The 1,142-nt window shown below is 66.6% G+C and carries 1 protein-coding gene; it reads left to right on the top strand.

All coding sequences use genetic code 11. From position 1 onward, the window contains the following. A partial coding sequence (locus tag EN781_RS32940) for an ImcF-related family protein (RefSeq protein ID WP_281034422.1) occupies positions 1-1,142 on the top strand: 1,142 nt, incomplete at both ends.

The following is a 1,142-nucleotide window of genomic DNA, read 5'->3' as shown; positions in this document are numbered from 1 at the left end:
ACCCAGGAAGGAGCGCCGATCGACCGGCTGACGGCAGCCCTTTCCTCTTCCTTCGGGCTGCCTCCGCGCCGCGCCATGCCGGCGCCACGCGTCGAAAAGCGCAGCTTCTTCCTGAAGAACCTGCTTACCGAGGTGATTTTCAAGGAAGCTGGCCTCGGCACGTTCGACCCGCTGGCGCAACGTCGCCGCGCCTGGATCTGGCGTGGCGCGGCCACCGCGTGTGCGGTCGCAGCCTTGCTGGCCGCCGGCCTGTTTACCTGGTCCTATTTCGACAACCGCAATGCAATCACCGCGCAGGCTGGTCAATTCGAGGCGCTTCAGGAGCCACTGACCGCCGTCACCGCCGCCCCGGCATCGGTGGAGCAGCCGGCCATCGACGGCGCATTGGCCGCGATGGACCAGGTCACGAATGCCCGCACCGCGCCGCCGGACGCGCCGCATGACCTGCTCGGACCCTCGGCCTCGGCGGAGCTGATGCGCGCGCAGGCCGATACCTACGACCACGCGCTGCGCAACGTGCTCGAGCCGCATATGGTCGCGCTGCTCGAGGCGACCATGTGGCGGCAGATCCGCGACCCTGACTTCATGCTGGGGGCGCTGAAGACCTACCGCATGATGACCGGCTTGTCGCAGATGGACACCGACTTCGCGCAGAACTGGTGGGTGAACAGCCTGCCGGAATTCGCGCCGGCGCCGCCCTTCCCGAGCCCGGACGCCGAAGAGCATCAACTGGCCGCGATCCGGCGTATGGCGGTCGATGACAACTACGTCGCTCCGGACAAGGAACTGGTCGCCGAGGCGCTGAAAACGGTGTGCACGATCTCGCTGCCGGCGCGCGCCTACAAGCAGTTGCTGGCCGATCCGGAAGTGGCCGCGGTGAAGGAATGGATCCCGGCCAATTTCGCCGGCCCCAACGGCGCCAAGGTGTTTGCCCGGCGCTCCGACAAGACGTTGCGCGTCGGCGTTCCGGGCGCCTTCAGCTATGCCGGCTTCCACGATGCCATTCTCGACCGGGTCGAGGACGTTGCCGCCCAGGCGGCGCTGGATCGGGCGGTGTTCGCCGGCGGCTGCTCGGAGAATTCCGAAACCTCGGTCTCGGCTTTGTCGGAAGACATACTGAAGCTCTACTATGAGGACTATAT

This window comes from Mesorhizobium sp. M4A.F.Ca.ET.090.04.2.1 (genome assembly GCF_003999085.1).
Lineage (GTDB): Bacteria > Pseudomonadota > Alphaproteobacteria > Rhizobiales > Rhizobiaceae > Mesorhizobium.
The sequence above is the reverse complement of the archived record's forward strand: the minus strand, read 5'-3'. Positions and strand labels throughout refer to the sequence as shown.